Consider the following 20,203-nt stretch of genomic DNA (forward strand, 5'->3'; position numbering starts at 1 on the left):
GTTTGTATAAATGCGTTTTATGTACATTCGCACCAAGCCATGGGTTTGGTGTTGCAGCGTGGTAGAATGCCCTCACGCGTTTGGAAAGGGGGTCATAATGCGAAATCCAGAAGCGAGTAGCATTACATCCTCCGGGAATGGTGGTGAAGGTAAGGTGCGGGCATTTCTGGAGAGCCTGACAGGTCCATCGCGCGGAAACGTGAACTGGCTTGTCGATAAAACCCTAACTGTTTCAGTTGACGATGAAAGGGTGCTAAGCCTTCGTCCTAGGGATGACCTGCCTCCCCATGATAACGATATTGCCACCCTACAATGGGCTGACGAAGGTTACACAGTAACCGCGTCAGCAGGGCGCAATGTATGGGTAAACGGGCAAAATGCTTCATCAGTGTCTTTGAGGCACGGCGACATGATCGAGTTCGGCGAAAAGGGCCCTATGTCTCGATACAGGTTGTGCGATCACTCATTTCCCGCACACCACACAGTCGAAGATATTCTCAGTGACGCATATGCTTACACCCGAACGAGCCGTCGACCCTTCGCCAAAAAGATGTCTGGTGCCCTGCGCGATAGTGGGCGGCGGCTTGCGTCTCAGACCACGATACTTTTCAGGATCACAGTACTTGCAACGCTTCTTGTGATCGCGGGGTTTGGTTACCTACTTTACCAAAACGACCGGCGCTTGGCGGATAGTATCGGACAGGAGTCCCGCAAGATCGAAGCGGTCGCGGTTATGCTCGCTCAGACGCGAGAAGATGCACTTACGCCTGATGACTTGGCTTCGTTGCGTGACGCTTTTGAGAACCAGGTTTTGTCGACTGAGCAGCGTCTTGGAACCTTGGAGCAACGGGCGGGGGCACCCACGCGGGTGATAGCTGCCTCCACTCGATCTGTAGCTTTCCTTCAGGGAGCTTATGGATTGCGCCACGTGGAAAGCGGGAAGATATTACGGCACGTTTTGGGACCGAACGGAGAAAACCTGAAAACCCCGTTTGGCCAGCCTTGGATCGAACCGGACGGGACCGGCGAACCTGCAGAATTTCAGTTCACCGGAACCGCGTTTTTGATTGCTGGGGTGCCGTTGATGGCCACCAACCGCCATGTCGCTTTGCCCTGGACCTCGGGGAGTCGAGAAAAAGCGCTGAACGACGCTGGTCTCAAGCCTGAAATGTTGAGGCTGCTGGCTTATTTGCCTGATCAGACGGAACCAATAGAGGCGCGTTTGGTCCGGTTCAGCGAAGCGGCAGACTTGGCGATTTTGGCAGTAGAGCCTAGCCGCGTTCACGACCTCGGCATTCCGTTGGCGGATGCCACGTCGCGCGTAGGTGAAGAGCTTTATCTGTTGGGGTATCCAACGGGTTTGAGGGCATTGATCGCGCAGGCTGGTCCGGGCTTTTTAGAGGAACTGGAAGCAGAAGGGACGTTGAATTTTTGGTCGATAGCGTCCCGGCTTTCAGCACAAAGCAAGATACACCCGCTAGCAAGCCGGGGGATAGTTGCGCGGACAAGCGGGAGCGCTATAGTTTATGACGCCGAGACCACGGCCGGTGGGAGTGGAGGGCCAGCATTGAATCGGCGGGGCGAGGTCGTTGCCGTAAATGCTGCGATCCTGCCCGAGTTTGGCGGTTCAAACATCGGCGTCCCGGTCTCACATCTCAGAGCTCTGCTAGGAGAGGTCGAAAGCCAGTGATCATTCGCTCGTTCGGAAGCGCGAGTTTTGAACAAAGAACACTGTGGCCAGTGGAACAATCATCGAGATCACGGCCACGGAGATCAGCAAGTACCCAAGTTGGCTGTAGTCTGCGGTAGACGTGACTTCACCGGTCTCTGGATTTGTGACGGCGCGAGTGACGACGTATGTTTGGTTGAGGTATTTGGTGCTAAGGCTGCTGGCCGACAAAGCCATGTTTGTGAACGATGCCATCACCGCGAAGAAGGTCGCTTTCAACTGAACAGGGGCATTGCGTGCGATCCAAGCCAACATCGGGACCATGGCGATCTGTCCAAGCGGCGACTCAACAGCTGTATCAAGAATGGCAATGAACCTTGCGTCGACAACTCCGCCGGTATGCGCCGCCGTCCATTCGTGCACACCGTAGTAGAGGGCAAGGTTAGGCAGGGCGAGAACGCCCGCCGCAATCGTTAGCAACACCACCACATGCGCAATCGAGCGGGTGGCCATAAATGGTCGAAGGACGATTAACCCGAGCAGGGCCAACATCGAAGTTAACAAAGCCAGAATTGCCAGGAATTGCTCATCGAACCCCAGTTCATCGATTTCAAACCAAGTCAGGCCTGGTCCCGGCAGAGGAACGGCACGAAATACAAAAATGACTGTCGCTGTCCCGATCAAGGCTTTGGCTTGGGCTGGTTCCAACTCCTTCAGCAGACGCGACATGAGGTAAAGGATCACCGTCAGGGAAACCGCAAAAACGGTCTCTTGCGCGAATTCGAAATCTGCGGTTCCCAGCACGATGCTGAGCACAACAAATGCAAGGCCGCCGAGCAATATGGACCATTTGACTTCGGTGGCTTCATCCGGCGTATGTGGCGGGTGGCCGCACTTAATAAGCTGACGCTGGATAAAGCTGTGAAGAACGACTCCACTAACGGACAACACCGGGATGGTCAGAGCTATCAGATATACTTGGCCATAAAGCGCAAGGCGTTCGGATTCTTGCAGTTCTTCGGTTCCAGAGAATATCCAGATGTTTACAGCCGCAACCGCCGCAAACCCGGAAATGATCGAAACTCTGCCCAAGGTCTGCATCGTTGTGTGCTGTGCACGAGTTTCTTCCGGCAAAAATGGTGCGCCGCTCTGGTCAACCTTTGGCACCGCCTCAACCGTCATGGCGTCGGCAACAACGTCCTGAATTGCATAGCCCGAAGGCGCCAAGAGCAAGGCAACAACATACCAGTCTTCCAGCGGCATGAAACTGGACATCAGCGCAGGTGCGGTCACGAGCCCGTACATGGCGAGCAAAGACAACGTGATCAAGGACGCGCCGAACAATATCAGCAGGGACTTCCAGCGCCAAAACAGGTCCACGACATGACCAAGCGGCATTTTGAGTATCCACGGGATACCAGCCCAAAATGCTAGCCCTGCAACGAAAGAGGCGGATAAATCGAGGTAGTCTTTTAGGAAAAAAGCACCGACGACCGAGGTCAGGCCGGACACGCCGGCCGCAAAATAGACCATCAATGGCGGCAGATAGGACCATTGCAGCTGCTGAACCAGATCCACAAACGTTCTATGCCACCAGGCTGAAAGTTTTGATCCTATGGAAGTTTGGTCAGTCGTCATATGCCGTGGCAGTTCGTTGAGGCCTTTGGGTCGTTTTGTCTAGTTAGAGAAATCCAGATCCGAAAAGCAATGCACTGGTGATCACCCCAAGGATCGGTACCACAATAGGAACTCGGAAATGCTTGGCGGCCTCGTCCGGCTGCATCTTCAGCTGGATCAGCGAAATGTTGACGAGCACAAAGACGCCCAGAACGATCTGAGACGTGCGCTCTGCCAGGGTACCAATCGGTATAGTTTGGGTCAGCAGAACGATGATTGCGACGACCAGCAAAGTAGCAACTACTGGTGTCTGCGTTGATTTAGGGACTATCGCCAGAACCTTCGGCAAATGGTCACGGTCAGCTAGTCCGTAGATCACCCGCGAGGCCATAATCATCTGAATCAGTACTCCATTGACTGTCGCCACAATCGCGACTGCGGAAAAGCCCTGTTTGATGACCTCGGGCGCGTTTGAAAACACGAGCGCGAGGGGTGCTGCGGAAGTCGAAAGAACATCGATCGGCACAACAAGTAGAACCGTCATTGAGGTTCCTAGATACAACACGGTCGCCAGAACGAGCGTTAGCAAAATCGCTTTTGGGATGGTGCGCACGGGGTCTTTAACCTCTTCCGCGACATTAGCCATGTCCTCGAAGCCAACAAATGCAAAGAAAGCGAGAAGTGATGCTGCGAAAATGCCTCTCCACGCGTCGAGTTCCAGCGGCGGAAGCATCGAACTGATCCCGTATCCCTGCGGATCCTGGATCGACATGCCCCAGCCAATCACAAAGAGAAGACCTGCGATCTCAATGATCGTGATGACAGCCGCAATAAAGACAGACTCAGTGATCCCCCAAAGCGCGATTAGACCCATGATCAAAACAACACTGATAGTCAAAATAGGGATCGCAAAACCGGTCAAAGCGTGAAGGTATGATGCTGCGCCAATTGCAACGGCAGAAGCGGAGATAACGCCCGAGGCTGCCACCGCAAGCCCAACGAAAACCGCCATCCAGTTTTTCCGAAATCCCGCCTCAACATAGGCTGCTTCACCTGCGCTGACAGGAAATCGAGTTGTGAGTTCTGCATACGAAAGCGCGGTGAGTGATACGACGAGCGCGGCTACAACGAACGACAACGCCGCAAACGGTCCGGCAATGTCTGCTGTTGCGCCGACTAAAACGTAAATGCCCGCTCCGACCGTTACTCCAAGGCCATAAAGCGTGAGCAACGGGGTCGTAAGGGCCCGTCTGAGTTTCTGTTCGTTTGGATCAACAGAGTTCATAAGCGATTTCCACAAACTGCCCATTCAGAACGTCGTCAGAGGCGTCCGTCTCGTTTTTGTCCGCGATTGGCGCAGCGGCTTAATCCGATGGTCAAAGCTGCATCGAATGCCTTGTGTCTCAACGCCTGGGCGCATTGGGCGCCAATCAAGTAACACGGGGGCTCGCCACCACTCCTGCCGAGCCCCCTTGGGTGGAACTTCCACTCCTTAAGAATTCCGTTCACCTTTGTGTTTGCTTGGGGACAGACCGGTGAACGTAGAACACGCTAAAACATTCGTATTTCACTATGTGATTCTTGTTGGTGCTTTGATCTATGTCAATCAACTCGCGGTCGGCGGTCTGCGAGGCTGAATCCCAACCAACTGTCGTTTGCCTTCGGACTTAAAGGCAAAGCAAACATGTGAGGCGGTTTGAGATTTAGGGTAGAAAGCTATTCTTGATGCTCTGGAACCTGTTACCAACCTTGGGCTCGACTGGTTGCATCGCGTGTCGCATCACCTCTGGCGAATTCGTTGGCATTTGAACGCTTTGGAAGGAGTGCCGCCAGGGCGCAAGGGGGAGTGAGGTCAATGACGAAGTGGCGTAGTTGGAGGCCGCCGGGATTGGACTTGGCGCGTGCTCAAGCGCCATTCGACCGAAAAACCAATCTTTGTGCTGAAGCGTTCAACATGAGCGAGGTCAAAGAAGTTTCTTAAGGATGCGGTTTAAATAGATCTGCATCCGGGGCAGTAAATTGGAGGAGCATATGCAGATTGTTCGCGGAATTTTACTGGCACTGTTCGTCACGGGACCCGTTCTGGCGCAGGACGTCAGCGTCGATGAGGGGCGTGATTTGTACCGGACGTATTGCTGGCAATGTCACGGTTTCGAAGCGACCGGAGACGGGCCAATGGCGGAAATGCTGGCTATTCGAACGCCTGACCTCACCAAGTTGGTGGGCCAAAACGACGGTGTGTATCCAATAGATCGCATAGCTGAACAGATTGATGGTCGTTCACAATTGCTCGCCCATGGTGGCGAAATGCCAATCTTTGGCGCAGTGTTTGAGACAGACCAACAAATCGCGGTGGCTTTGCCCAATGGGCAACGAATAATGGTAGGTTTGCCGTTGGCGAATTTGCTCGCCTTTTTGGAATCGATCCAGACGGACTAGTCACTGGCTGATTTACTAATCCGTATCAGCCGTACGTCTGATTGACATGAGAGTCAACGGCGGCCCCAACACTTCGAAGGCCACAGTGCTGGCTAGAGTAAAGGCCATGATGGACGCGGCCCAATTCGGAAATTGCTCTCCGGCAACGAGTGCCATTCCTACCGCGACACCAGCTTGTGGCAACAAAGCGGGACCATACCAGTGGGTCTGACGGCGAGGCAGGCCGCCCAGTCTCGCTCCGCAATAACCCCCGACAAGGCGGGCAACGGCGCGCAAGAATAGGAAAAGAGCACCAGCCCAGCCCATCAAGCCGAAGGCTTCAATATCCAACGTGGCGCCAGCCAGCAGGAAGAACAAAATCATGAACGGCCACTGAATGTGCTCGATCTCCTGAAAAGCACGCTCGTGATGGCGGGCAAGATTCCCGATCATTGCGCCCGCAACCATGCCTGCTACCAAGAATGAAACCTCCAGCCAAAGCGCAAGGCCCGCTGTAAGAAAAACTATGCCCACTGCTTCTGCCTGCATTGGCTCTCCCGGTTTCAAGCGGCCGGTCAGGTAAGCGGATGGCACACCTAGGGCGGTACCCAACAGTATCGCCCCTCCGAAATCCCACATCGCTGTGGTCGTGACGCTTGCCCAACCATCCGAATGACCGGCCAGAACCAGGGCGATACTGAATACGATCAGACCCCAAGCGTCATCAATTACGACGACGCCCTTTAATGTCTCGGTAAAGCTGTTGGACACTCCAGATTGCTTGATAACGTCTGTCATGGCGGCCGGAACTGTAGCCGTAGCAATTGCCGCCAGCGCCAATGCCAACCCGAAGGGTACGCCGACTGCGGTCAATCCAGCAGACATGATAACAAGGGTTGCAACCACGATTGCAATCGAAATAGTCAGAATGGCTCGGCCATGCCGAACCAGGTTCTCGCGGGTCAAAGATCCTCCAAGAAGGAAAGCGACCATCGTCAAGGCCACAATGGATATCTCGTCGAACCACGTTGCGACGTCGAGTGGGATCAACCCCATTCCGGCGTTCCCGGCGATCAGACCGAGGAAAAGTAAGGTAGTAACACGAGGAAGATGCGTGGCCCGGCCTAATTGAGCGGCTGCCAATCCGGCAAGGAAGAGGACACCAAGGCTAATGAGAAAGCCGGCAATGTGCATAGAAATCCAAGCGTTAGGTTCTTGTCTAAACTACTCTAATTCCAACCCTGCCACCTAGGAACCGTTGTCGGAGAGAATGCGAGTGTCCCGTCGCAGCTTAGGCCGAAAATCCGCAAAATATGGGATATTGATCTGTATTAAGGCGAAAGCGCGCCGCAGGTGGCACAGTAACTCATACAGGAAATGAGGAGGAACTTTCGATGTCGAGAAAGAAAACTAGCACAAACAGCCCGACCTCACTGTTGGATGTTTTTAAGCAAATGCAGCCACCCATGTCTGGCAATCCGGCCTTCGGAGCCCAGATCGAACAATTTTGGGACGCGCAGGAAAAATTTCTCGAAGAAACGGAGGCCTTTGCACAGCATTGGTTCGAACGGCGTCATGAGGCGGTCCGGACGGCTCTACAAGCTGCACGCAATGTGTCGTCCGCGAACCCGTCCGATCCATCGAAAGCCTTTCAGAGCATGGCGGAATGGCAGCGCCATTCAGCTGAGCGGTTGGTTGCTGACGCGCAGGAATGGTTCGAAACTGTGTCCCGTTGTGCATCTTATGTCGCAGAAACAGAAGCTGAAGCTGTTGAGAAAACAGTTGGTGATGTTGCAGCCGCTACAAAGAGCGCGGGGAAATCTTCAAAGTCTGAGCCTGTGTAGGTTTCCTGCTGCCGAAATACCAAACTGAAATCATCTGCGCAGTAGATAGGAGGTCAAATGTACAAGAATATCCTGATCCCGGTTGCTCTGGACAAAGAACATGACACTCAAGCGTCGTTTAAGGCTGCGCGCCAATTGGCTGATGCCGACGCTGTTTTCACCGTTGTGCACGTCCAAGAACCTATTCCGGCATATGTGGGTTCTCAGATTCCAAGTGAAGTGCTTGCACATACGCGGCATGAGATATTGGAGAACCTACAAAAGACTGCCTCTGAAATTTCAGACGCGAAGGTACAGCTCATCTCCGGGCATGCGGGTAGGGCAATTGTCGACTTCGCAAACCAGAGCGACGCCGATTGCATCGTCTTAGCTTCGCATAAGCCCGGATTCGAGGACATATTTCTAGGTTCCACTGCGAACAGAGTCGTGCATCATGCCAAGTGTTCGGTTCACGTAATTCGGTGATCCAAAGCTAGCGATGCGAGATCTCTATGGGGTCTTGTCAGAAGAACTTGGGTAGAGCGCTGCAGGGCGGTTGCGTATCTTTTGCCCATTAGCAGACCTGCCTCTTTCAAGTACTTTAAAACCAGTCTCGAAATCATCCGCCTTGCGGTGATGTTGTACATCCGTTTCACGCTCATTCTGACGTCAGCAAAGCACATCAAACTGCAATTGGTGCAAGTACCGCGAATCCACACTTCGTCCGCAACGTAGACGTTTCAGCAAGTTGCAGCCAACGTCCGAGTTGCGGGCTAAGCCGCCGTTCGCTGCTGCGCGGCACGTTTCGTTTGAACGAACGACGAATTTACGGACAAAGCCACCGTTCAGTTTTTAGGTGGTTCGTAGGGATCAGGCGTTCCCGGTGGGATTGGAGGGTATTCCTCGAACGTTGCAATGTGTTCCTGCAATTGAGGCAACGCCTTTTCGACCGCCCAAGTGTGTGGAAAGAGTACGCTTTCACGCTCGTGTGGATCATTAAGAAGGTTGTAGACCCTTGGTGTGTCGAAAGACTCCGTTGCACCAAAAGCCGTCGTATTCTCTTTGAAAAGAACTTTCCAATCCTTCCATTTTACGCCGAATATCTGCTCGCCCATGTAGACGATCACGCCTTCTCGGTTTGAGTTTGGTTGGTCACCAAGAAAGAACTTTGACTGGTCGACACCATCAAAGGCCCTGTCATCAGGCACCTTGCCCCCTGCGAAAGCCGCAAGTGTCGGATAGAGATCCATTGAGTGGACAACATCGTTGCTTTCAGAACCGGTAGGGATCTTTCCCGGCCACTTGATTGCAAAGGGTACACGCATACTTCCTTCGAGGCTGGTGAACAGAGTACCGCGCCAAGGCCCGGCCGTACCATGTACCGCAGGAACTGGCGAGACGTTGGCGTTCCCAACCGGAAGAGCTTCGGGGCCGTTGTCAGCAGTAAATATCACCACGGTGTCGTCGGAAACGCCTGCCGCCTCAATCGCATCAACAATACGTCCGATATAGCTATCTGTTTGAAGCAGAATGTCGGCCCAGACGCCGTTTCCAGTGGCGCCTTCGAACTCCTCGGACGCGATGTTTGGATAGTGGGTCTGAGTATAAGCAAGATAGATGAAAAACGGCGCGTCTTCGGCACTCTTCGCTTCGATAAACTCGATGGCCTTCTTTGTCAGGTCGCCATCTATTTTGCCGCGATAGTCCAGATCGTAGTCTTGAGCGATGGTTGCTGGCTCGCCTGCAACACCCTGCATCACAACTGGCTCTTCCATGTTGGCATCGGCAAAACCCGGAAGCGTGCGCCAGACTGTAACGTCAGTGGTCTCAACGCCGTAAAACTCATCGAAGCCTTGATTCGTTGGATAGCGCCCTTCGGTCCATCCAAGGTGCCACTTACCGTACATGGCCGTGTTGTATCCTACCTCCTTCAGCATCTCGGCCATCGTGATTTCCCATTGGGTCAGACCGTAAACGCCACCTCCCAGTGGGACCGTGTGGTTGCCGCTTCGGATACCGTATCGTCCTGTCATGGTCGCTGCTCGGGACGGCGTGCACTGGCTTTCCACGTTGAAGTTCGTGAGTCGTAGTCCCTCCGCAGCGAGGGCGTCCATCTCGGGAGTCACTGTACCACGGATTATGCCGCCTCCATTAAACCCAGGTTCGCCCCAACCAAAATTATCAAGAAACATGAATACGATGTTGGGTTTGTCTTGAGCTGAAGCGCCCGTGGCAAATAGAAGATACAAGGACAGCAGGAATGTTCGCGATAACCACTTCATAACAACGTCTCCAATCAAGATCACGGACTCAAGACTGACGAACCAAGTCACCAGTCGTCAATAACGTCGTCTCGTTGCGGTGTTTTCGCACAGCGGATGAGCGTCAAATTTACGGACGAAGCTGCGGTCCGGGATTAGTCAAACCTCCCCCGGGATCACTTATGCTCAACTAAGAAAACCTTTGTTTTCCTTGACGAACCACCGGCTCAGATGTTGCCATGGTTTGGCATTCAGTTCGGCTGGGAGGTTCAAATGAAGTTTTTTCTGAAGACATCGACAGCAATAGTTTCCGCAGCATTCATAGCAAGCTCTTCAGATGCTCAAGACGCCGCACAAGGCGGGCAAGTTGGCGAGATGACCATATCAGTTGATGATATGCGTGAACCAGCGCCTGCTGATTTTTCGCCTTATGCAGGTCGAGATTTTCCTACACGCCCGCTGTGGGGTGACACTCACCTGCACACGTCAAACTCGCTCGATGCCCGCGGATTTGGTGTCATTCTGAGCCCAGACGATGCCTATAGGTTTGCACGTGGTGAGGAAGTCACGACATCGCATGGCCTCCGCGTGCAGTTATCACGTCCCCTCGACTGGCTTGTCGTATCTGATCACTCGGATGCCATGGGGGCTATGAATGAGATCGTTGCGGGGAACTCCACACTGATGCGTGACCCAACCCTTCGAGACTGGAACGAACGCCTCAACGCCGGCGGGGACGTCGCTCTGGGCGCAACCATGGAAGTTATTGAAACATTTGCAGGTATCACCGGGGATGCTCTTCCCGAGGCTGTTTCAGATCGCAGGTTTGTACAATCCGTGTGGGACGAGTTCACGCAAACTGCGGATCATCACAACGCGCCCGGCACATTCACTGCGTTCATCGGATACGAGTGGACGTCCACCGAAGCTGGAAACAACCTCCATCGTAACGTGATCTACCGGGATGATGCCATTCGCGCTCGGCAAATGCTGCCCTTCACAACCGCGGAAACCTTCAATCCAGAACGGCTATGGGACTGGATGGAAACATATGAGCAAGAGACTGGCGGTCGTGTACTGGCCCTTGCCCACAACGGCAACGTTTCCAACGGCCTGATGTTTCCGGTTGAGACAAACCCTGAAACGGGTGAACCGTTGACGGCGGATTACGCAGAGCGGCGTGCCAAGTGGGAGCCGATGTATGAGATCACCCAAATCAAAGGTGACGGAGAAACGCACCCGTTTTTAAGCCCAAACGATGAATTCGCAGACTATGAAACTTGGGATAAATCCAACCTCGGCCCAACGCCCAAGGAAGACTGGATGCTCCAATACGAGTATGCCCGTGAGGCCTTGAAGAACGGTCTTAAACTAGAGGATCAGCTGGGTACTAATCCATATAAATTTGGCGTGGTGGGCTCTACCGACAGCCATACGGCTTTGGCAACAGCGGAAGAAGACAATTTCTTTGGCAAACACTCTGGCGTCGAACCAGAACCCGGCCGTTGGCAACATGTCGTTGGCGAGTTCGATGCCTTGAGGATTCTCGGGTGGGAAATGGCAGCCTCTGGCTACGCAGCAGTTTGGGCTGAAGACAACACACGCGAAGCCATATTCGACGCCATGGAACGGAAAGAAGTTTACGGGACAACCGGAAGTCGCATTGCGCTCCGTTTCTTTGGCGCCTGGGACTTTACGGAAGAAGATGCAAGATCCCGTTTGCCCGCCGAAATAGGATATGAAAAAGGCGTTCCGATGGGTGGAGACCTCTCACAAGCACCTGAGAGCGCAGACGCCCCAACTTTCCTCATCGCTGCCCTGAAAGACCCATTTTCCGGCAATCTCGATCGTATCCAGATTGTGAAAGGTTGGTTAAATGCCAGCGGTGAAACTGAAGAGCGGGTTTATGACGTGGCTTGGTCAGGAGACCGAGAACCTGATGCGGATGGAATTCTACCACCGGTGGGGAATACCGTGGATGTCGCTACAGGCACATTTACCAACTCCATAGGGTCTCCAGAGCTGATCACCGTTTGGACGGACCCTGAGTTCGATCCTTCAGCGCGGGCTTTCTACTATGCCCGTGTCTTGGAAATTCCCACGCCGAGGTGGACTATCTACGACTCCGTTCGGTTCGGAGACGAACTTCCCGCGGAGGTTCCGACTTCAACGCAGGAACGCGCGTACACTTCGCCAATTTGGTATACGCCCGAGAACTGAAATATACCTAATCCAATGTCGTAGCGGAAAAGCCCGGCAGTTCCTGTCGCAGCAACACTGGGTTAATGCGTTCATGCGAATGTCCGCTTAGGGCTCGAAGCAGCCATTCACTACAGCTTGCATGAGTGTCCGCTCTGCGGACAAAGCACCAATTCGCTGCGCTTGCGCCAAGGTCGGCTTTCAACGGCGCGCCTAGAGTTTTAGGCGCGCCCAGTTCTCTGACCTAATCCTACCGGACTATAGCACTGTAGTCGCCGCGCAATTGAAGCGTCACCGTTACCGCCTCATCGTCCCTGTTGCGCCAGAACCAGCCGTGATCTCCGGCGAAAGGAGTTTCAAGACTACCTTCGCCTTCGGTTTGACCGCGCCCTTTCTCATAGGTCACGTTTTGGTCGCCCGCGTGTGCATGGAGGTCGAAGTTGACCCGACCACCTTCGGCCACCCACGCGTAGAATAGGGTCGCTCCCTCTTCCATGGTTGCCTTGATCTCGGTGAACTCACCCGGTTCGAGCGTGAACGTGATTGTATCCTGCCACGCCTCCTGAGCGTGTGCTGTGCCAACGAACAGACCGAAGATGTCATCGAGTAAGTTCGATGACTGATCCGCCCCGTGAACTTGCTGATCCTGCTCGGCTTCATCTGCCAGTTCCTGCTTGATTTCGCCCATCTCAGTCAGGCCAAGCACGCGGCCTGCGCCCGTTGGGTCAATCCCGTATTCAGCAGGCAAAACGACCACAACGAGTATCGCCGCGGCGCTGATAGCAGCGATTATCGTGGATCGAAGAAGCTGGGCTGAGCTCGGTAATTCTTCGAGGCTCGGTTTCTTTGCGTTAAACATTTGAGGTTTTCCTTATGCGGCCACGAAATAGCCGGTCAGTTGGTATCCCATCAGCACAAAACCGATGGTCATCATGACGACATTGACGGTGTAGGCTTGTTCGAAAAATTTGGCGCTCTTTCGCCAGTGCCCCATGACGATGAGGATCGCTGCGAGTGCCAGAAGTTGGCCGATCTCGACGCCAACATTGAATGCCAGGAGGTTGGGTAGCAGCCCGTCTGGTGCGATCTGGTAGTCCAGTATTTTCGTGGCTAAGCCGGTGCCGTGAAACAGGCCGAAGATGAAAGTCGCTGCCTTGGTGTTAGGCTGGAAGCCGAACCACCGTTGATAGGCCCCTAGGTTGTCGAGCGCCTTGTAGACAACGGACAGCCCGATGATGGCATCCACAATGTAGGAGCTGATGCCCCAGCCGAACCATACTCCCGCGAGCATCGTTATAGAGTGGCCAATAGCAAAGAGGCTCACGTAGACTGCAACGTCTTTCGACCGATAGAGGAAGAAGACGACACCAAGGAGGAACAAGATGTGGTCGTAGCCCGTGACCATATGTTTAGCCCCGAGATACATGAAGGGGACGATGTGCACGCCCCAGATTTCTTGGATGTATCCAGCATCGCCGGGCGTAACATCATGCGCCAATGCTGCGCTGGGCGATAGCAGCAACATGGGCAGGACGAAGAACGCGAGACGTTTAGAATTGCGTCTGACGCCTTTATGGAAGGTTCTCATGGAGTAACTCCGCTAAATATTTGGATTGATCGGTGATGCGCGTGAGCCGCGCGGTGCCGATCAAGTTCGCGGAGGTCGATCTATTCGGAACTGACGATTAGGGCCGCGGGCTGAGGTAAGCCTTCGCCATGCCTCGCCCCTGTGCCATTCAGGTGCGGTGCCTGAAACACTGGCGAGAAACGGCTGCTTGTGATCATGATCCGCCACGTCGTGGCTATGGCCGTGCATCGCCCAAAAGAGGTCTTTTTCGAACCCGTGCGAATGGCCATGATCCTCGACCATTTCAACATGGTCTTGGATCGTCTCAATAATCGCCGGTGCATGCGAGAATGATGGTGTTACGGACCAAACGACCAACGCCAGAAAGAGGGCAGCCAAGCCAACTCTCTGAATGTGCACGTAAGCCTGTTTCATCACATCTGTCAGCCCGGTGATTACAGCCTTTATGCGGCTGCCACGAATTTGTTCACTTCTACCGTAGTGTTTGCCACGCGGTCAATTCCACCTATCAGGCTCTTGCATTCGTCTGGTGATCTTGGAACTATTGAAGCGACCTAGACGATGATTGAAAAATATCCCGGGCCGACCTGCCAGATGTGCAGGTTAGTGGTCTTGTCAGTATCGCTTTCGATTGCATCGCGCATCACCGACCTTCACTCAAAGACGTGCGCGCAAAGCTTTTTCACGAAAACCCGACATGGGGGCTATGTCCTTAACGCCAGGTGGCGAAGGTTGCCTTTCTTAGTCATGCGCTGGGTTGCGGCCTGCTTGAATTTCCTGAACACGTTCAGGCCAAGTGGAACGGATATAGGCAAGAATATCCCAAATATCGTCATCGGTGAGGGTATCACTAAATCCGAGCATGCCACTTGCAAAGCCGTCGACGCCACGCGCTGCCAGCGCCGCCTCGCCACCCAGCCGGGTGTACTCGAACAGAAGCTGGTTGTCGTGGTGCCATGTATGCCCAGTCTCGTCATGGGGCGGCGCAGGCAGAATGCCGTTGTTGTCAGGCGTCTGCCAATCCGGCTGCCCTTCGAGATTGACGCCATGACAAGAAGCGCATTGTTCGGCGTAGAGGGTCTCCCCATTGGTCAAATCCCGGTCGTCCATTTCGTGACCAGCAGTTACACCCGTTGCGAAGCTGAAAAATGGGATGATCAAAAAGTCCCGCACGTTCATGGGATACCTCAGTTCGGTAGGGTCAAAACGCTGGTGAGTGTTGCGGTTGCTGCAAGGACCATCAGAATGATCACAGTTTCGATTTCAATGGAGCGCGCCAAGTGGCGGGCGGCATTATCATCCCCGGACTGCATGGCCGGAACGAAGCGGAGCTTGTTTGCGGCTGCCAACGTCAGGACCACGCCCACAAGTGCAAGTTTGACCAGCAGGGTTTTCCCATAACCCGTTGTCATTAACGCCCGCATATCGCCCAGCAACATCCAGGCCATCAGCAGTCCCGCCAAAATCAACGCAGGGACAATGATCGAAGCTGCCTGTCCAAACCGATGCCCCAACATGGCCGCGTTGTTCAAATACTCTGGCTGTTGCGACAGGGTACGCAACGGTCCAAGGATACCGACCCAAAACGCAACTCCCAGAAGGTGCAAGAGCAATAGCAAACGGACGCCAGTTATCTCCAACTCGGGGACATGCCCGATCTGGGCGAATGACCACAGGGCGATCATTCCACCAGCAAGCGCGATCCATTGGCCGACTAGGGGTATGAATATCCCGAAGATCATCAATACCGTCCCGACAACCCGATAGACGAGAACGTCGCCAACCGAGGTCTGCCACAGCAGACCGAGCATTTCTGGATCGGTCATACCATCAGCTCCGCCCGTCAAGGCTGCACCGCGCAGCATGAACCCCAGGAAAGAGCCCGCAAGCGCAAGCCCCGCCAACAGAGCAATCTGACCACGCATTCTATCACCCAGAGGCGACACCAATTCGGCAAAAGCAGCCCGAATGATCAAAAGACCGGTCGCACCACTAATGCCGACATACAGCATCAGCTTGGACAAAATCGCGCCTATTCCCCAGATATCGGGCATGCTCAGTCCACTGTGAAGGTGAATTCGCCCTGCATGGCGTGCCCATCCGCACCCAAGCCCCGCCATTCAATGCGATACGTGCCTTCGCCCATGCCTTGAAGCGGGAGCGCGAATGCGCGGCCAAAACTTGTCTGGCCTCCAAGATCGAGTGCGACGGTATGTGCCTCTTGGTGGATCATGTTGACTTTTGTCAGGCGAATATCATCCGCGAAATTGAAACTGATCTCAGAGGGCACTTCGGCAACTGTCGCGCCGTTTTCGGGTGTGGTGGTGTCCACGCTCGAATGGGCAAAAGCGCTTGTGACAAGCGTGGAGATCAATGCAACTATGCTGAGCGTTTTCATTGGGGTATTCCTCAGTTTATTCCATTAGCGCGCTGGATTTCGCGGAGATAGTCGATGACCATAGCCACGTCACCGCGGGTTAAGCCTTCAACCGGAGGCATGTTGCCAAACTGCCAGTGGTGGCTTCTGACGCCCATTGCGACCGCGCGTTGAAAGGACTCGTCTGCATGATGGCTGGGTTCATAGATTACATGGATCAGCGGTGGCCCTGCGCCTTCAACGCCTACCGCGTTGCTGCCGTGGCATGCGGAACACGCGTTTTCGAATATGCGCTGCCCGATGGCCGCATTTCCTTCGATAGGCGGCATCTGAATTGCCACCATTGCCTTGCCCTCGGTAGGTGCCGATTGCGCTGCGTCCTCAACAGGGGCGGGACGTAGGGTGATATAGGCAGCGATGGCTACCACGGCGCATGTGCCAATCAGGAGATATTTTTGATTCATATACTGGTCCTAACCTTATGTAACAGAGTGGTGCCGCAAACAAATCGCAGCACACCGGAACGTGTTCACTCCCGTGAACAGCGTTGGAAATCTGTTTCAAGAGTTAGGTGGTCTGTCCGGGTTGCCCGGTTCATTGAGCGTCGAGAGGTTTGAGGCCTGCCATACCGCTACAATCACGGATCGGTTAGGTGTCGTTTGGAAATCCTGCGCCGTGAGCGCGAGAACATTGCACAGGAAAGGATTGCATCCTTCATGTGCTGTGCTGTCCGGTTCATGCTGTCTGTCTTCGCTAGGAGCGACCAGCCCGTGGTTAGCGTGTTGCACCTCAACACTTGTGGCCATGTGATCAATACAATGCCCGCCAACGCACTCACTAGCTAGCGCATGCGCGACGTTCCCAAGCCCCATAACAAGGATCAGGCAAACCGTAAGAAGTGTCGTGGTTATTGGCCGAAGGTACGTCACGTGGCGAGGCTACCCCGGATGCTGAGCGAACACAACGCGCGTACCAAAGGGTCGCGCAACACCCGATGTTCCACTACCCGGTACGCAATTGAGAAAGCAAAGGGCAGGAAGCATTCCCGCTGTCGCAATTGGATGTGAGTTCAGTCAACGCCGCTTCCAAACGCGCAAGTTCCTTTATCTTTTTGCGCACATTCAGGACGTGCTGTTCAGCCAAGTCCTTAACAGATTGGCAATCATCGCCATCGCTTTCAGATAGCTCGAGGAGCGTCCTCGCATCCGCAAGCGGAAAGCCCAGTTCACGGCATTTCTTTAGGAACCGAAGCCGTCCAATATCCTGCGTGGAGTAAATCCGCCGATTATTTGAAGCGCGTTCCGGTTTAGGAACGATCCCTTCGCGTTCGTAGTAGCGGATCGTTTCAATGCCGACACCGCTTTGCCGGGATGCTTCCCCAATCGCAAACATGTGAGACTTCCCACCTTGATCCTGTAGTGGCTACAGAAGTTATACGAGACAGGGTCACTTAGACAACTCCGCGCAAAAGGACTGTTGAAAACGAAAATGCAGAGGGTGCTCAAACTTAGTTACATAGGATCGTTGTCAGCACTTGGCGTGGCGACTTGCTGTGTATTACCCATGACGATGATGCTGCTGGGATTGGGCGGCAGTTGGCTGGCAATCTTTGGGAAGATCGCAGCGGCTAGCTACTACGTGTTGGTAATTTCGACCGCGCTCGTCGCGGTATCTTGGCTGGTATCTTACCAACACGGCTCCCAAAAGCAGTTGAAATGGTGGCTTTTGGGGGCGACCGTGATGACCGGCTTGGCTTGGGTCGTCGTATTCTATGAGGCTCGGATCAACGATTTTTTGATTATGCAGATGTGAGACAATGACGGAACAAACTGTTGTGCTTGAAAGCACGCTGACTTGCCCAAACTGTGGGCACAGCGAAACTGAAGAAATGCCTACGGATGCCTGCCAGTGGTTCTATGAATGTAAGTCATGCAGAACAGTCTTGAAGCCGTTGGAAGGCGACTGTTGTGTCTACTGTTCCTTTGCCACCATTCCCTGCCCACCAATTCAGCTGGGCGATGGCTGCTGCGGATAGTGTGTCGTGTTGCTCGCTAGGTGAACTTGTCACCAGAGAATTTCGACAATTTGCCCAACTGCAGCCCCGGTAAATGATCGCGAGAAACCCGTCATTCAGCGCTTGCGCAGCATGAGGTATTTAGGGCTCGATGCGGACCTTCGCTGCAGTACATCCGAACGACCACTCTGCGGGACAAAGCAACCGTTCGCTGCTGTTTAAGCCAAACTACGGCTCCGCGGCCTTTTCAGCCTGGCATTGCTGTTAGCCAGCAGAATGAACAAACAGCAGCGAAATCGACCCCACAAGAATCAGGCTCAGCGCCCATATTACGTCCAGATTGAACCACCCTTTCGAAAGGAATCTCGGGTTCCAAACTTGTTTTGCAGAAATTCCCTGTAAATTGCCGGGTATCAGGGAAATCCAGCCCAAAGCGACCCCGCCAAAATGCGGCACTGAGACTGGGGCCTGAATTGTCCTCTGAATGTACGAACCGCTCTGTCTCTGATTGAAAGCGCATGCGCCAACTCGCGGGAATTGCGGAACAATTCCGGGTCAGAAAACACAACTGAAGTGAGACAGGTGTGAGTGGCGGGGAGACAGGGATTCGAACCCTGGGAACGCTCTCACGTTCAACGGTTTTCAAGACCGCCGCATTCGACCACTCTGCCACCTCCCCGCGTGGGGCCGGGTCTAAGGCCATCGCGAACCGGTGGCAAGACCAAATAGGGAATTCTTGCCGAAGCGCCCGCTGCGGTCTTTCCATGACACTTTGGCCGCGTTATGATCTGCAGGAAAGACCGAAGCAGGCTGGCAATACAGAACCAGCAATCGGCGGCGGGTCTCGGGAAACGAGGCCCAATCAGGCAAGGGATGACAAGATGAAGCGAGCGACAGAGACACGCGCACATCCGCGAGCGTTAGCGGCTTTGGCCGTTGTGTCCGTGGTTTTGGCTGGTTGCGATGAGGTGCTTTCCCCCGAAAATGTCTCGGCAGATACCCAGAGCTCCGAATCCGCACCAGACGGTCGGACCGACCTTTTCCCCACTCCAAGCGGAAGCCCGAAAGATGATGTCGAAGCGCCTGAGGTGTTTCAACTGTCTGAGCCCGGACTTTGGGACGGCCGCCCGTCTTTGGGCGGAATATGGGTTGCCCACCCGGATGTGACACAGCCCGAACGTGTGCGCGTCAAAAACCCCAAAAATAATAAAACGATCACAGCCGCGTTGTTCCGTCGCGAAAGAAACCTGCCGGGTCCTGAACTGCAGCTTTCCTCTGCTGCAGCCGAAAAACTGGGCATTCTGGCTGGTGCACCTACACAGGTTGATGTCGTCGCCCTGCGTCGCAAAGCGCCCGAACCGAAACCTGAGCCGGTTGAAGAAAAGCCCGCAGCCGAAGAGATCCCTGTCGAAGAAACGCAAACCGCAGCAGCGGATGAGCCCAAGACCGACATCGCCGAAAGTGAGGCCGCAGAAGCTGAACAGCCAGCCAAGCTCAAGTGGTGGCAACGCAAAAAACCTGCAGCGGCGGCCGGTGCCGCGACTGCGGCTGCTGTAGCCGCAGATGCCGCGACCGACACGGCAACCGACACAGCGGCGGAAACAGCCGCCGAGGCGGTCGAAACCGTCACAGAGACGGAAGTACCGGCCAAGCCCAAATGGTGGCAGCGCAAGAAACCAGCCACGGCGGCCGTGGCCGCTGATGCCGCGACCGATACGGCGACCGACACAGCGACTGAGGTGGTCGAAACGACGGCAGAAGCAACATCATCGGCTTCACTGGTGGATCCAGAGGTTACCCCCCCGACTGAACAACCGGCCAAACGTAAATGGTGGCAGAAGAAAAAGCCCGATGAAATCACCGAAACGCCGCTGGACCCTATAGCGGGCGCGGCTGCGGCGATTGACGCGGCAGAACCCACACCGGCCAGCCCCCCCTCTGCCGCAACAGCGGACGCATCGGCAGCTACGGCGGCTTCGGTATCGTCCTTGTCAAAACCGTTCGTCCAGGTCGGCACTTTCGGGGTTGAAACCAACGCCAATAGCGCTGCCAACAAGATCCGCCGCAACGGAATGCCTGCCGAGGTGCGAGAACTAACCTCGGACGGCAAAACGGTCTGGAGGGTCCTAGTCGGCCCAGCCACGTCGCGCTCGGAACGCAATGCCATGCAGCGCGATGTCAAAGACCTGGGCTTTAACGACGCGTTCACCGTCAAAAATTGAAACCTAGGAGGCCCC

Annotated in this window: 20 protein-coding genes, 1 tRNA gene and 1 pseudogene; 9 read left to right on the plus strand and 13 right to left on the minus strand. The window is 54.5% G+C overall.

The annotated features are described in order from the left end of the window. Positions 1-97: 97 nt before the first annotated feature. Positions 98-1,690 (plus strand): trypsin-like peptidase domain-containing protein, encoded by a 1,593-nt coding sequence (locus AC2FLJ_RS04095; RefSeq protein WP_496700028.1) that lies wholly within the window; start codon positions 98-100, stop codon positions 1,688-1,690. Here AC2FLJ_RS04095 and AC2FLJ_RS04100 read toward each other — a convergent pair whose 3' ends face one another. Further along, positions 1,691-3,247, minus strand: coding sequence for an MFS transporter (locus AC2FLJ_RS04100; protein ID WP_496704513.1), 1,557 nt, complete (start codon positions 3,245-3,247; stop codon positions 1,691-1,693). Positions 3,248-3,350: 103 nt separating this feature from the next. After that, on the minus strand, positions 3,351-4,571 hold the full coding sequence (locus tag AC2FLJ_RS04105) for an APC family permease (RefSeq protein WP_282121562.1): 1,221 nt from the start codon (positions 4,569-4,571) through the stop codon (positions 3,351-3,353). 746 nt (positions 4,572-5,317) lie between these two features. Here AC2FLJ_RS04105 and AC2FLJ_RS04110 point away from each other — a divergent pair. Next, complete coding sequence (locus AC2FLJ_RS04110; RefSeq protein ID WP_109311222.1) at positions 5,318-5,725, plus strand: c-type cytochrome; 408 nt, start codon at positions 5,318-5,320, stop codon at positions 5,723-5,725. 15 nt (positions 5,726-5,740) lie between these two features. Here the strand turns inward: AC2FLJ_RS04110 and AC2FLJ_RS04115 are convergent, their stop codons facing one another. Then, a complete protein-coding gene (locus tag AC2FLJ_RS04115; RefSeq protein ID WP_496704514.1) occupies positions 5,741-6,898 on the minus strand; it encodes a cation:proton antiporter in 1,158 nt (385 codons plus the stop codon). Between the two features lie 200 nt (positions 6,899-7,098). On the opposite strand from AC2FLJ_RS04115, the gene AC2FLJ_RS04120 reads away from it, so the two are divergent. The 3 genes and pseudogenes from AC2FLJ_RS04120 to AC2FLJ_RS04130 form a co-directional block, all read left to right on the plus strand. Next, the gene (locus AC2FLJ_RS04120) at positions 7,099-7,548 is read left to right on the plus strand and encodes a phasin family protein (protein ID WP_496704515.1); all 450 of its coding nucleotides are present in this window, start codon (positions 7,099-7,101) and stop codon (positions 7,546-7,548) included. Between the two features lie 57 nt (positions 7,549-7,605). Next, positions 7,606-8,013, plus strand: a complete 408-nt coding sequence (locus AC2FLJ_RS04125) for a universal stress protein (RefSeq protein ID WP_282121552.1) — start codon at positions 7,606-7,608, stop codon at positions 8,011-8,013. Between the two features lie 81 nt (positions 8,014-8,094). Next, a pseudogene (locus AC2FLJ_RS04130) lies at positions 8,095-8,211 on the plus strand (IS6 family transposase); the annotation flags it as partial. A gap of 161 nt (positions 8,212-8,372) precedes the next feature. On the opposite strand, the gene AC2FLJ_RS04135 reads toward AC2FLJ_RS04130, so the two are convergent. Beyond that, positions 8,373-9,809 carry an arylsulfatase gene (locus AC2FLJ_RS04135; protein WP_496704516.1) on the minus strand — a complete coding sequence of 479 codons (1,437 nt, stop codon included), beginning with the start codon at positions 9,807-9,809 and terminating at the stop codon, positions 8,373-8,375. Positions 9,810-10,061: 252 nt separating this feature from the next. On the opposite strand from AC2FLJ_RS04135, the gene AC2FLJ_RS04140 reads away from it, so the two are divergent. Then, positions 10,062-12,008 carry a DUF3604 domain-containing protein gene (locus AC2FLJ_RS04140; RefSeq protein WP_496704517.1) on the plus strand — a complete coding sequence of 649 codons (1,947 nt, stop codon included), beginning with the start codon at positions 10,062-10,064 and terminating at the stop codon, positions 12,006-12,008. A 229-nt stretch (positions 12,009-12,237) separates the two neighbouring features. Here AC2FLJ_RS04140 and AC2FLJ_RS04145 read toward each other — a convergent pair whose 3' ends face one another. The 8 genes from AC2FLJ_RS04145 to AC2FLJ_RS04180 all read right to left on the minus strand — a co-directional run bounded on the left by AC2FLJ_RS04145 (position 12,238) and on the right by AC2FLJ_RS04180 (position 17,344). Continuing rightward, positions 12,238-12,846, minus strand: coding sequence for a transmembrane anchor protein (locus AC2FLJ_RS04145; protein ID WP_496704518.1), 609 nt, complete (start codon positions 12,844-12,846; stop codon positions 12,238-12,240). 12 nt (positions 12,847-12,858) lie between these two features. Further along, entirely contained in the window at positions 12,859-13,575 is a 717-nt protein-coding gene (locus AC2FLJ_RS04150; protein WP_496704519.1) for a HupE/UreJ family protein, read from the minus strand. Between the two features lie 60 nt (positions 13,576-13,635). Further along, a complete protein-coding gene (locus AC2FLJ_RS04155; protein ID WP_496704520.1) occupies positions 13,636-13,953 on the minus strand; it encodes a hypothetical protein in 318 nt (105 codons plus the stop codon). 363 nt (positions 13,954-14,316) lie between these two features. Further along, positions 14,317-14,685 carry a c-type cytochrome gene (locus AC2FLJ_RS04160; protein ID WP_496704944.1) on the minus strand — a complete coding sequence of 123 codons (369 nt, stop codon included), beginning with the start codon at positions 14,683-14,685 and terminating at the stop codon, positions 14,317-14,319. A 77-nt stretch (positions 14,686-14,762) separates the two neighbouring features. After that, on the minus strand, positions 14,763-15,629 hold the full coding sequence (locus tag AC2FLJ_RS04165) for a CopD family protein (RefSeq protein WP_496704521.1): 867 nt from the start codon (positions 15,627-15,629) through the stop codon (positions 14,763-14,765). Positions 15,630-15,631: 2 nt separating this feature from the next. After that, the gene (locus tag AC2FLJ_RS04170) at positions 15,632-15,973 is read right to left on the minus strand and encodes a copper resistance CopC family protein (RefSeq protein ID WP_282120582.1); all 342 of its coding nucleotides are present in this window, start codon (positions 15,971-15,973) and stop codon (positions 15,632-15,634) included. Between the two features lie 11 nt (positions 15,974-15,984). Then, complete coding sequence (locus AC2FLJ_RS04175) at positions 15,985-16,416, minus strand: c-type cytochrome (protein WP_496704522.1); 432 nt, start codon at positions 16,414-16,416, stop codon at positions 15,985-15,987. Positions 16,417-16,954: 538 nt separating this feature from the next. Further along, the gene (locus tag AC2FLJ_RS04180) at positions 16,955-17,344 is read right to left on the minus strand and encodes a MerR family transcriptional regulator (protein ID WP_496704523.1); all 390 of its coding nucleotides are present in this window, start codon (positions 17,342-17,344) and stop codon (positions 16,955-16,957) included. A gap of 171 nt (positions 17,345-17,515) precedes the next feature. Between AC2FLJ_RS04180 and AC2FLJ_RS04185 the strand changes: the two genes are divergently transcribed. Together AC2FLJ_RS04185 and AC2FLJ_RS04190 are read left to right on the plus strand one after the other, a co-directional pair. Next, positions 17,516-17,764: a hypothetical protein gene (locus AC2FLJ_RS04185; protein WP_496704524.1), complete on the plus strand. Its 249-nt coding sequence runs from the start codon at positions 17,516-17,518 to the stop codon at positions 17,762-17,764. Positions 17,765-17,768: 4 nt separating this feature from the next. Beyond that, positions 17,769-17,987 carry a GDCCVxC domain-containing (seleno)protein gene (locus AC2FLJ_RS04190; protein ID WP_282170058.1) on the plus strand — a complete coding sequence of 73 codons (219 nt, stop codon included), beginning with the start codon at positions 17,769-17,771 and terminating at the stop codon, positions 17,985-17,987. A gap of 568 nt (positions 17,988-18,555) precedes the next feature. On the opposite strand, the gene AC2FLJ_RS04195 is transcribed toward AC2FLJ_RS04190, so the two are convergent. After that, positions 18,556-18,645 (minus strand) — tRNA-Ser (locus tag AC2FLJ_RS04195). A gap of 202 nt (positions 18,646-18,847) precedes the next feature. Here AC2FLJ_RS04195 and AC2FLJ_RS04200 point away from each other — a divergent pair. Then, on the plus strand, positions 18,848-20,188 hold the full coding sequence (locus AC2FLJ_RS04200) for an SPOR domain-containing protein (RefSeq protein ID WP_108861611.1): 1,341 nt from the start codon (positions 18,848-18,850) through the stop codon (positions 20,186-20,188). The last annotated feature ends 15 nt before the right edge of the window (positions 20,189-20,203 follow it).

The sequence above is a fragment of the Ruegeria sp. CDSA034 genome (assembly GCF_059612275.1).